The following is a 296-nucleotide window of genomic DNA, read 5'->3' on the forward strand; positions in this document are numbered from 1 at the left end:
ACCGATAAATACATCGGCATTTTCCGTAGCCTCTAGTAAAGTATCAATTTTTCTGTGTGTTGCAAATTCTGCCTTTTCATCAGAAAGCACTTCTCTATCATCACGAATAACACCTTTACTATCTAGCATTACCATGTTTTCGCGCTTTGCACCACAAGCTTGGTACAAACGTGAACATGAAATAGCTGCTGCTCCGGCACCACTAATTACTATTTTAACTTCTTCTAGCTTTTTACCTGCAATTTCAACTGCAATTATTTCGGCAGCAGCTTTGTTAAATGCAGTTGAAATTGCAG

At 38.5% G+C, this 296-nt stretch carries 1 protein-coding gene; it reads right to left on the bottom strand.

Annotated elements, in window-relative coordinates; all coding sequences use genetic code 11:
- The coding region (locus V6246_RS18280; RefSeq protein ID WP_341561878.1) for a malic enzyme-like NAD(P)-binding protein at window positions 1-296 on the bottom strand (296 nt) is incomplete at both ends.

It is taken from the genome of Algibacter sp. TI.3.09, assembly GCF_038154905.1.
Taxonomy (GTDB): domain Bacteria; phylum Bacteroidota; class Bacteroidia; order Flavobacteriales; family Flavobacteriaceae; genus Algibacter.